The sequence below is a fragment of the Corallococcus exercitus genome (genome assembly GCF_003611585.1).
Taxonomy (GTDB): Bacteria; Myxococcota; Myxococcia; order Myxococcales; family Myxococcaceae; genus Corallococcus; species Corallococcus exercitus.
The window spans coordinates 1-711 of the sequence record NZ_RAVW01000851.1 but is presented as its reverse complement, the minus strand read 5'-3'; the positions used below and the strand labels follow the sequence as shown (position 1 = coordinate 711).

Sequence of the window (711 nt, the reverse complement as noted above, 5' to 3'; positions counted from 1 at the left end):
CACCCGCCCCATCCCCAGCTCCGGTGAAGCCCTGCCCGTCATCGGCATGGGCACCTGGCAGACCTTCGACGTCGGCGGCGCCGCGAACGAACGCGCGCCCCTGGCCCAGGTGCTCCAGAAGTTCCTCGCCTCGGGCGCGCGGCTCATCGACTCCTCGCCCATGTACGGCCGCTCAGAGGCCGTCGTCGGCGACCTGCTCAGGCAGTCCGGCCAGGAGAAGACCCCGTTCCTCGCCACCAAGGTCTGGACGCGCGGCAAGGCGGAGGGCGCGGCGCAGATTCAGGCCTCCCTCCAGAAGATGGGCCACGGCCGCATGGACCTGATGCAGGTGCACAACCTGCTGGACGTGGACGTGCACCTGCCCGTGCTGCGGGAGCTGAAGGCCGCGAAGAAGATCCGCTACGTCGGCGTCACCCACTATCTGCGCAGCGCCTTCGACGACCTGGAGAAGCACATCAAGGGCAGCAAGCTGGACTTCGTGCAGCTGCCCTACTCGCTCGCGATGCGCGACGCCGAGGCGCGCCTGCTGCCCGCGGCGAAGGAGCACGGCGTCGCCGTGCTCGTCATGGAGCCCTTCGACAAGGGCAGCCTCTTCCGCAAGATGAAGGGCAAGCCCCTGCCGGACTGGGCCTTGGAGTTCGACTGCACCAGCTGGGCCCAGTTCTTCCTCAAGTTCATCCTGGGCCACCCCGCCGTGAACTGCCCCATCCC

The 711-nt window shown here is 68.5% G+C and carries 1 protein-coding gene; it reads left to right on the top strand.

From position 1 onward, the window contains the following. Positions 1-711, top strand: a 711-nt coding sequence (locus D7W79_RS42500; protein ID WP_147442378.1) for an aldo/keto reductase, incomplete at both ends; no start/stop codon positions are given.